Source organism: Arthrobacter sp. R4, assembly GCF_051365025.1.
GTDB lineage: Bacteria > Actinomycetota > Actinomycetes > Actinomycetales > Micrococcaceae > Arthrobacter.
In genome coordinates this window covers 1-9,272 of the sequence record NZ_JBLWIJ010000054.1, presented here as the reverse complement: position 1 = coordinate 9,272, position 9,272 = coordinate 1, and the positions used below count along the sequence as shown (strand labels likewise).

Annotated in this window: 9 protein-coding genes and 1 tRNA gene; 8 read left to right on the top strand and 2 right to left on the bottom strand. The window is 62.7% G+C overall.

Features of this window, described 5'->3' with window-relative positions; translation table 11 throughout:
• Window positions 1-525 precede the first annotated feature (525 nt).
• From ACLKOZ_RS22345 to ACLKOZ_RS22330, 4 genes are all read left to right on the top strand, one after another.
• Window positions 526-945, top strand: coding sequence for a DUF3052 domain-containing protein (locus ACLKOZ_RS22345; RefSeq protein ID WP_337349229.1), 420 nt, complete (start codon window positions 526-528; stop codon window positions 943-945).
• 47 nt (window positions 946-992) lie between these two features.
• On the top strand, window positions 993-1,460 hold the full coding sequence (locus ACLKOZ_RS22340; protein WP_436478449.1) for a peroxiredoxin: 468 nt from the start codon (window positions 993-995) through the stop codon (window positions 1,458-1,460).
• Window positions 1,461-1,466: 6 nt separating this feature from the next.
• The gene (locus ACLKOZ_RS22335; protein ID WP_436478445.1) at window positions 1,467-2,387 is read left to right on the top strand and encodes an NAD-dependent protein deacetylase; all 921 of its coding nucleotides are present in this window, start codon (window positions 1,467-1,469) and stop codon (window positions 2,385-2,387) included.
• Window positions 2,388-2,492: 105 nt separating this feature from the next.
• A tRNA-Val gene (locus ACLKOZ_RS22330) sits at window positions 2,493-2,568 on the top strand.
• Between the two features lie 80 nt (window positions 2,569-2,648).
• Here ACLKOZ_RS22330 and ACLKOZ_RS22325 read toward each other — a convergent pair.
• A complete protein-coding gene (locus ACLKOZ_RS22325; RefSeq protein ID WP_436478443.1) occupies window positions 2,649-3,932 on the bottom strand; it encodes a hypothetical protein in 1,284 nt (427 codons plus the stop codon).
• A 196-nt stretch (window positions 3,933-4,128) separates the two neighbouring features.
• Between ACLKOZ_RS22325 and ACLKOZ_RS22320 the strand changes: the two genes are divergently transcribed.
• From ACLKOZ_RS22320 to ACLKOZ_RS22310, 3 genes are all read left to right on the top strand, one after another.
• Window positions 4,129-4,407, top strand: coding sequence for a hypothetical protein (locus ACLKOZ_RS22320; protein ID WP_436478441.1), 279 nt, complete (start codon window positions 4,129-4,131; stop codon window positions 4,405-4,407).
• A gap of 251 nt (window positions 4,408-4,658) precedes the next feature.
• Window positions 4,659-5,456, top strand: coding sequence for an IclR family transcriptional regulator (locus tag ACLKOZ_RS22315; RefSeq protein WP_436478439.1), 798 nt, complete (start codon window positions 4,659-4,661; stop codon window positions 5,454-5,456).
• Between the two features lie 166 nt (window positions 5,457-5,622).
• Complete coding sequence (locus ACLKOZ_RS22310) at window positions 5,623-6,972, top strand: MFS transporter (RefSeq protein ID WP_337349223.1); 1,350 nt, start codon at window positions 5,623-5,625, stop codon at window positions 6,970-6,972.
• Between the two features lie 244 nt (window positions 6,973-7,216).
• Here ACLKOZ_RS22310 and ACLKOZ_RS22305 read toward each other — a convergent pair whose 3' ends face one another.
• Window positions 7,217-8,269 carry a D-2-hydroxyacid dehydrogenase gene (locus ACLKOZ_RS22305; protein ID WP_436478437.1) on the bottom strand — a complete coding sequence of 351 codons (1,053 nt, stop codon included), beginning with the start codon at window positions 8,267-8,269 and terminating at the stop codon, window positions 7,217-7,219.
• 120 nt (window positions 8,270-8,389) lie between these two features.
• Between ACLKOZ_RS22305 and ACLKOZ_RS22300 the strand changes: the two genes are divergently transcribed.
• Window positions 8,390-9,272: NAD(P)-dependent oxidoreductase (locus ACLKOZ_RS22300; protein ID WP_436478447.1), on the top strand; the 883-nt coding region annotated here is incomplete at its 3' end.

Genomic DNA, 9,272 nt, shown 5'->3' with positions numbered 1-9,272 from the left:
CCAGGGACTCAACCCACTCGGCGGTCTCTTCCGGATCACGATCAGGCAGCTGGTTAGTCAACCCGCTGAGGATATGGGAGGTATCTTCTCCTGCAGCCACGTCAGCCTCTCTTTGCGCGCATTCATCGGCGCTCCCAGGCCGGGCAGGGTGGCTGTCCGGCGTGAGGGCGACGTGTGCGACGTATCGGTTACAACAGCCCGGTCATGTGCGCCGGGCAGGGTCCTATCACGCCTATGTCTGCATAGAGTTCCAGGGCGGTCGCCCCGCAGGCATAGTTGTCACCGATCACTCTAGCTCTGACTTCAACACGATGCGTAGCCGCGCCTTCGGCACCGGTCTTGTATTTCGCGGTCATACTGGTTGTGTGACGAAAAGCCGCTGCGATGCGGGTTGGCCGTGCCGGATGTGACGCAGAATATGGCGGATCGCGGTACGGGCAGCTTGAAGCGCAGGCACAAAGGGTGTTGGCTTGGAGTAATGGAAATCACTATGCGCACTGCATGTATAAGGCATTGGAGGAACACGTGAGCGAGGCCGACGCCGCCACTTCGGTAAATGTGGCGGAAAAATTGGGTTTCAAAAACGGGGATCTGATTCAGGAGTTCGGTTACGACGACGACGTCGATTTCGACTTACGTGACGATATAGAGGACCTGACCGGGTCCGAGCTCCTGGACGAGGACGACCACGATGTCGTTGACGCTGTCATCTTCTGGTGGCGGGACGGCGACGGTGACCTGGTCGATACACTCATGGATTCGCTGACCACCCTGAGCGAGAACGGCGTTGTCTGGGTGTTGACTCCTAAGTCCGGGCGGCCGGGTTACGTCTCTCCTGCCGAAATCCAGGAAGCCGCACCCACCGCCGGGCTGCACCTGACCACCTCCGCCGGTGTATCCAAGGACTGGAGTGCAACCCGGTTGGTGAGCAGGAAGAATAAGTGAGCCCAGGACTTGCCGTTGACGGCCTGACTCTCCCGGCGAACCTGGAAATGACGGTTCCCGCCGTCGGTGAGGCCGCCCCGGACTTCGAGCTCACCAATCAATTTGGTGAGCCTGTCCGGCTCTCATCCTTCCGCGGCCAGAACGTTGTCCTGGTCTTTTATCCTTTCGCATTTTCCGGCATCTGCACCGGTGAACTCTGCGAAATCCGCGACAACCTCGCTGTTTTCGAAGACGCCAAAGCCGCTGTCCTGGCCGTCTCCGTGGACAGCAAATTTAGCCTGCGGGCCTATGCAGAGCAGGAAGGCTACAGCTTCGACTTGCTTGCGGATTTCTGGCCCCACGGTTCTGTGGCCAGCGATTACGGCGTTTTTGACGCCGAGAGCGGGATGGCGCGGCGCGGGACCTTCATCATTGATCGGGCCGGCATCGTCCGCTACGTGGTGGTGAACCCCCGCGGCCAGGCCCGCGACCTTTCTGCATACCGGGATGCCCTGGCAGGTCTGGACCAGGCCTGAGCACGGATGGATCAGCGCAGGCACGGCGTAGGGCTCACCGGTTTTGCGAGCCTGCCTGTTGCAGGCCCTGCCGTTCTGGCTGGCGCTGATCTCGAAGTCCTCCGCAGGATCCGTGCACTGCTTACCGGCAAGCGCATTGCGCTCCTCACCGGTGCCGGGCTGAGCACTGATTCGGGGATTCCCGACTACCGCGGTCCGGATTCAGCGCCGCGGTCACCCATGACGTACCAGGAATTTGTGGGGGACCCGGCTAACCGCCAACGCTACTGGGCCCGTAACCACATCGGGTGGTCGCACCTTCGGCATGCCGATCCCAACGCAGGCCACCGGGCGGCAGCAGAGCTTGAGCGCCGCGGCCTTCTCACCGGCCTCATTACCCAGAACGTGGACCGCCTGCATGAGGAAGCTGGCAGCTTCAACGTGGTGGACCTTCACGGCCGTTTCGACCAAGTCGTCTGCCTGGAGTGCCGCCGCATCTTTTCGCGGCGCCTGCTCGCCGGAGTGCTGGAGGAACTCAACCCAGGTTTCTTGGAAAAAGCCAGCGCCTCCGGTCTGGTGGAGATGGCCCCGGACGCCGACTCGACCGTTGAGGACCAGACGCTGATTGGAAGCTTTGTTGTGGCAGTCTGCCCTGCGTGCGGTGGCACGCTTAAGCCTGACTTTGTGTATTTTGGCGAAAACGTTCCGAAAGACCGCGTAGCACGGTCGTACTCGATCGTGGACGAAGCGGATGCGTTATTGGTGGCGGGATCTTCCCTGACGGTGATGAGCGGATTGAGATTCGTCAGGCATGCAGCAAACGACGGAAAACCCGTCGTCATCATCAATCGGGGAGCCACCCGCGGGGACGACCGTGCCACCATCAAACTGCATGCAGGCGTCAGTGAATCCCTGGGCTGGCTGGCCGTGGAATTGCCGTATTTGTGAGGGCATTGCGCCCCTTTGTGGGGGGCCGATTGGCTTTTGGCGTGGCGAGTCAGGTAAAGTCTATGTTCGTTGGTTGAAGCGCTGCGACGCGGAAATCATCCCTTTGGGTCTTTAGCTCAGCTGGTAGAGCGCCACGTTTACACCGTGGATGTCATCGGTTCGATCCCGGTAGGACCCACCAAACAAAAACCCCGTTGCTCCGGCCTCCTCGGCCGCGAACAACGGGGTTTTGTTGTGTTCGGGAATCTCTCTCCCGGGCTATCACCTAAGCCTTGCGCACATGATGGGGACGCCTTCGACTGCCCATCCCTCCGGCGCGACGTGGACGGGCCGTGTTTCACTGTCGGCTGCGCCTTCGCAGGCCTGCTTCGCCGCCTGTACGCCGTCCGACCAGGACGGGCCCGCTTCACGCGCTACCTGGGTGGGGAAGTACGAAACAGCGAGCAAGACAGCCAACACCGCTCCGACCGCTGCGGCCGCTGGCACCGACTTTGTTCCCAGGGATTCGGCGAGCAGGGGGACCAGCGCCAGGATAAACATCGAGGGTACCGCCGAGTAACGGGACAGTGTGAACTGCGCCCATTCAGTGTCCGTCAGTTGCGAGTAGTGGAATTCGCCACCCGGGTTGGCGACAAGGCATGCTGTCCAGATACCCAACGATGCGGCCAGGAAAACCAGCGCCACCAGGCGGTTCTGCTGGGAAGCCTTGGTCAGCAGGTAGGCCACAAGCGCGACTATGGGAACGCTGGCAACCACCACCGGGGCCCAGCCGAAATTGAGGATGTTCAGGCCCATGTTCCGGGAGGCGCCATAAACAACCACGCCCGTAATGTTGACGAACCATCCGATGAGCACAGATCCCAAGTCAATGAACTCGCCCTTTTGCTCGCTGCGAGGGAAGGTGAGCGCGGTGAAGATTTGGCAGGCGGCGCCTGCGAGGAACCCTGCCCGGGCGGGCCAATAGGCTTTGTTCCTGACTCGGAAAAGAACCAGCGGCAGGAAGACGACCGAAATCACCTCGGTGATTGCCGAGAGGCCTGCCACCGCAAAGAGCAGGAAGCCCGACGCTTTGGTCTCCGCTGGCTTGAACAGCAGCCAGGGCATTAGCCATAGCAGATACCAATGCAAGTTGGCGGTGTTGCCCAGGATCTCGTAGGGAGCGACGCTGACCATGACCGGTATGGCCGCCCAGGCAGCCCGCAGCCAGACCTTATCCGTGAGGGCCCCGGCGCAGTAGTAGGTCAGGAGAGCAACCAGCCCCACGACGAGGGACGATGCGAAGGCCAGCGCAACCGCGAAGTCCTTCAGTGCCACAAAGTGGACCACCAGTTCCGCAATGGTTCTCGGGAGAACATGCAGATATCCCTCATATGGGGCAAAGAGGGCAGCCGGACCGCCGCCGGAGAAGGCTTGGCCGATGAAGATGGGGCCATCTTCAGCCCAGACTGTTGCCGACGCAGCGGCGGGAAGCCGCAGGAAGGCCACGAACGTTGTGATTGTCAGTGCCACGACGGCCATGGCTGCCCGGCTGGCGAATACCCGCAATGCTTTGTCTCCTGGTTTGTGCTTGCAACGGAGTCAAAGCCCGCCTGCCCGGGGCCGGCTCCAGCCGGTCTGCCCAGGCTTCAATATAGCCCAGAACCATGTCTGGAACCCGAAGTGGCGCTGTGCGGCCAACATCGCGGAAGACAGTCCGTTGATTGTCGGACCTCCGCTATAGCTTGCGGGTATGGAACACGTGATGCTCAAGACAACTGCAAGCGGAAACCCCGCAACGGTGATCTCCGGGGGCAGGCAGTGGGCCGTCAGCGCAGCACCTGTCCGATGGTTCGAACGTGTCAGCTGGTGGGAAGGCCAACGACGAATGCCACGCGGAATCAGCCGCGTGGATGTGGAGGTGCTGCAGGTCCAGGTGCGGTTGGGGAACAATCCCCACTCCGCATTGACTACCATGACGCTGGTCAGGGATGGGCTCGGCGGCAGTTGGAGGCTCAGGGAGTCCGTTGCGGACGCGGCCTGATGGAAAAGCCATCCGGGCATTGGAAAACCCTCCACCGCGACTATTGGGGGATGCCGCGGTGGAGGGTCTGAGATGAATATACCGTGAACTCCCGGAAACAAAAAATGACATGCAGGTACTACGCAAAGTTTTTCGAAGGCGTGTCATAAAAGCCCCTGCATCGTGGGCCCCCGCCATTATGATGGTTGGTGTTCAGTCGAATGAACAGCTGGACGATGACAACGCATTGGCGCGCCAACCGAAGGAGAATCATGGCCGATTCCCGCACACCCCGATCCTCCGAGGGCCTCGGAAGCGCTTCGCCGGCGCCGGCTGTCACCCGAGCGGCGGCTGTGTTGGAGGCTCTTGCGGCGTCCCCTGCAGGAAAGTTGACCCTGAGCGATCTTGCCCGTGAGCTGGGCATCCCTAAGTCATCGACTTCCAACCTGCTCCTTGCCCTCGAAGAGGCGCGGCTTATCGGCCGCCAGGGTGCGGAGTTCACGCTTGGCCGGAAGTTGGTGGAACTTGGTGCCGCCTATCTCAGCAGGCTGGACGAAGTGCAGGAGTTCTACCGGTATTGCGAGCAGGCGCCCACACTTTCCGGCGAGACGGTCCGCATTGCCATGCTGGACGGGACCAATGTCATCTATCTTGCCCGTTACGAGGGCCATCCAGCGGTAAGGCTCACCTCCAACATCGGCGACAAAATGCCGGTTTCCCTGTGTGCCGTGGGCAAGGTGCTGATCGCCCGGCTTCACGATCACGACATTGAAGCCATGTTCCCGGACGATCTCGAGCTTCCGGTCATGACGCCAAAGTCCCTGCGTACGGGAGCGCAGCTAAAGGCGCAGCTGGAGACGATCCGTGAGCAGGGCTATGCCTTCGAAGATGAGGAATCAACCACCGGGGTGGTCTGCCTTGCTGTGGCCGTGCCGACCCACGGTGCGCACGGCCCCAGCCTGGGGCTCTCCGTCACGGCCCTGAAGGCCACGTACTCCGCGGAACAGGGTGACCAGATGGTCAAAGAGCTTCGGGAACTCGCCCATTCCCTCGGCAACCCCATGGGCTGAGACGCCAATCCAGCGGCCCTGACCGAAGCAATCGAACAATTTCACGGCAGACTCTTGCCGCTTGTTCAACTTGCTGTACTCTGTTCAATATAGTGATCTGCACAACAGGTGCTGTCGCTTACCCACCAGGCCAACGGGGGCCTGGCGTGTTTTTGAGGGAGTTCCAGTGACAACTCGTACTAAATCACCGCTAGCTGAAGTGGACGGCGCCGTCGTCGACCCGGAGCAGCTGCGAAGGGCAACTCTTGCCAGTTCCGTAGGTTCCGCCCTGGAGTACTACGACTTTTACATCTACGGCCTGGCCTCGGCCCTGATTTTCGGCCCTCTGTTCTTCTCCCCGCTGGGCGAGAGCGGCGCGGTCATCGCCTCCTTCGCGACCTACGGCGTTGGGTTCGCTGCCCGGCCGTTCGGCGGCGTTATCTTCGGCTACATCGGGGACCGTTTCGGCCGCAAAATGGTCCTGATCCTCACCATCGGGCTGATGGGCATGGCCAGCTTCGCCATTGGCCTGCTGCCCACGTTCGAGCAGGCCGGGATGGTGGGAGCAGTGCTCCTGGTGGCCCTCCGTATCCTCCAAGGGTTGGGCGCCGGTGCCGAACAGGCCGGAGCCACCACCCTGATCTCGGAAGTGGCACCGCGCCGCCGTCGCGGTTTCTTCGCCTCCCTCCCTTTCGTTGGCATCCAGCTCGGTACCCTCCTGGGTGCCGGTACGTTCGCCCTGATGGCCCTGGCCGACAAGGCTGTCCTGCAGGGGTGGCTATGGCGGGTTCCGTTCCTGGCCAGCGTCATCCTGATTGTCATCGCTGTGTTCATCCGGCTGCGGCTGAAGGAGACTCCGGTCTTCCAGGAACTCGAAAAGCACAAGGCCGTGGTCAAGAACCCGGTGGGCCAGATCTGGAAGCACTCCAAGAAGAACGTCCTGATCGGCATTGGCCTGCGTATGGGCGAAAACGGAAACTCTTCCATCTACTCCGCACTACTGGTCTCCTTCATCAGCATGCCCGCCGGAATCTTCGCTGGCGACAAGTTCATCGGCCCCACGGGCCTCCTCATCGCCGCCGGGTTCGCCGCGGTCATGGTGGTCACGTTCGGCGCTCTGTCCGACCGCTTCGGTCGCGTCCCTGTCTACCGCTATGGCGCCCTGTTCCAGGCCATCATCGCCCTGCCGGCCTTCTACCTGGTCACCCTTGGCAATGTCACCCTGGTCTGGGTGGTCATGGTGGTGGGCATCTCCCTGGGTGTCCAGTCCATGCTCGGGCCCCAGTGCGCCCTCCTGCCGGAACTCTTCGGATCCCAGCACCGCTTCACCGGTGTGGCACTGAGCCGCGAACTCTCCGCTGTCCTCGCCGGCGGCTTCGCACCCATGATCGGCGTGGCGCTCCTTGCTGCCACGGGCCACTCCTGGCTGGTCCCCGCGATCTACTCCCTGGTCCTGGCGCTGATCTCCTTCGGGACAACGTTCTTCACGCCGGAAACCAACGGCCGTGACCTGGTCCTCGTTGAGGATGCCAGCTAGCTCACGTGTTCCATGGAAGGTGGCCTCCCCGGCAACGGGGAGGCCACCTTTCGGCGTTAAGAGCGTGAAAGGAGTTTGCTGCCCAGGTCATCAGCCGCGCTCGTCCTGCGGTGCCGCCGGTTCCGCAGACAAAAGAGCCCCTGCCGGGATTCCTGTTTCCAGGATCCGGGGCAGGGGCTCTGACGTGCCGGCCTCTTGGGCGGACCAGCATGACGGACCAGCAGTGCGGACCGGCAGTGGCGGATCAGTAGAAGTGGACGGTGTCCACGAGGTGGGGCAGGTCGCCGCCGTCGAGGAACGTGCGCAGGTTGCTGGCGAAACGCTCCGCGATCAGGCGGTTTTCCGCGGCGCTGAGTGCCGATGTGTGGGGCGAGACCATAACCCTGGGGTGGTTCCAGAGCGGGCTCTCCCGGGGCAGCGGCTCGACGGCGAAGACGTCCAGGCAGGCGTACGACACCTGGCCGTTGTCCAGTGCTTCCAGCAGGGCTTCCTCGTCCACCACTGTGCCACGGCCGACGTTCACGAAGACCGTCCCGGGCTTCATGGCCGAAAAGACCTCACGGCTGAAGAGCCCTTCTGTATAAGGGGTCCCCGGGAGGGTATTAACCACGGCATCCGCAGTTGCCAGCAATCCCGCGAGTCCGTCATTGTCCGAAACCTGTTCGATTCCCTCGATCGGCTCCACTGTGCGCTTGGTGCCGCTGACCTTCATGCCCAGTGCCCGGGCGATCCGGGCCGTTTCCAGTCCGATCTCTCCCAATCCGGCAACCACGAGGGTTGATCCGCTGACCAGCCGGGTGGGGGTGCGCAGCTCAGGCCATACTTTGGCGGCTTGGTCCTGTGCGAGTTCGGCGCTGCGCTTGAAACCGTTGAGGATTCCCAGCGCAGCAAATTCCGCCAGCGGCAGGGCGTGCACGCCGGCGGACGTGGTCACCTTGAACTTCTGCAGGGTCTCCTGGTCCAGCCCGGAGGCCTTCACCGCTCCGCCGGCCCCGGCCGCCATGCAGTGGACCCACTGGAGGTGCGGGTTCTCGCGGGCGATCCTCGCGAGGCCCGCCGGACTCTCGTTGGGGAGCCCGTACAGCACCTGCGCCTGGTTGAGCATGGACCAGTATCGCTCCTCCTGCTCAGCCGTGCGGCTGAAAGCGGGATCACCGGAGTGGTCAGCCGGAAAGCGCTCCGGCGGCAGAAGGTCGGGATCGTAGAGGACGGTAACGGAGGGGTCTACGGCGCGGAGGCGGTCCACGAGCTCAGCTTCGAGCGGGACGGCGATGGCGACGATGGTTTCAGACGTCATGTGTTCATCATACTGAATGGAGGATAGGATATTGGACAGATTTCTTTTCATTAACCACGATGATGTGAGGAGGTAGCGGACGTGGACGACAGAAGCGCGGGCTTTGTGGGCCTGGGGCTCATGGGCCAGCCCATGGCAGCCAATCTCCTGCGAAGCGGTTGGGACCTGACGCTATGGAACCGGTCGGCCGGCGCCGTTGCGGCGCTGGAGCGGTTAGGTGGACGGCCGGCGCACGACGTCGCGGACATGCGCGACCTGCCAGTGATCGTCTTTATGCTGCCGGACCTGTCCTTCATCGAAGAGGCCGCTGCCGGACTGCTGGAGAGCTGGCGCGCTTCGCCACCACGGGCCGGCACCAACGTTGTGGTCATGAGCAGCGTCTCGCCCTCCGGTGTGCAGGACTTCGGCCTGGAGGTGCAGCGGGCCAGCCAAGGGAATGCGGCCGTGGTGGATGCCCCTGTCAGCGGCGGAACAGCCGGGGCCGCGGACGGCACGCTGGCCATCATGGCCGGCGGCGCGGACGCTGACTTCCGCAGGCTGGAGCCGTTCTTCGGTGCCATGGGAACCACACTGCGGCACATGGGAGCCTTGGGGGCAGGATCCCTCGCCAAAGCGTGCAACCAGTTGATTGTGGGAACAACGACGGCGGCGCTCGCCGAAGCCGCGGAACTGGCCGAACGCTCGGGCATGGACGTTGAATCGCTCTTCGAGGTGCTGTCCGGCGGCCTCGCGGCCAGCAGGGTCCTGGACATTGTCGGCCCGCGGCTTGTCCGCAAGGACTACACGCCCAGCGGCCCGGCCAAATTCATGCACAAGGACCTGTCCTTTGTGCTCGAGTCAGCCCAGGCCGCCGGTGCTGCTGTGCCCATGGCGACTGCCGGCGTCGAACTATACGCCGAACTCAAGCGCCAGGGCCTCGGCGACCGCGACATCGCGGTGGTCCGGCAGGTAATTTCACGAGTTAGCGATGCCCATGCGAGCGGTACAGGAGAAGGAACGGTTT